The sequence below is a fragment of the Granulicella sibirica genome, assembly GCF_004115155.1.
Lineage (GTDB): Bacteria > Acidobacteriota > Terriglobia > Terriglobales > Acidobacteriaceae > Edaphobacter > Edaphobacter sibiricus.
This window is the reverse complement of record NZ_RDSM01000016.1, coordinates 1-247: the sequence shown is the minus strand read 5'-3', so window position 1 is coordinate 247 and position 247 is coordinate 1. Positions and strand designations below refer to the sequence as shown.

At 52.2% G+C, this 247-nt stretch carries 1 pseudogene; it reads left to right on the top strand.

From position 1 onward, the window contains the following. Positions 1-41: 41 nt before the first annotated feature. Positions 42-247: pseudogene (locus GRAN_RS25985) on the top strand (GlxA family transcriptional regulator); the annotation flags it as partial.

Sequence of the window (247 nt, the reverse complement as noted above, 5' to 3'; positions counted from 1 at the left end):
GACAGAAGCAAGCGACAACTCATTGGACGTACCTGGAGCACATGGCGACAAGGTATCCTGAGGTTCAAGTCCTTTCTGATCGCATCTATGTAAAGGATGGCTTCTGCTATACGGCAGCCGGTGGCACTTCTGCGATCGATCTTGCTCTTGCGCTGGTGGAAGAGGACCTAGGAACCAACGCTGCCGCGGAAGCTGCGAAACATTTGCTATTGTTTCTCCGCCGATCAAGTACCCAACCACAATTGAG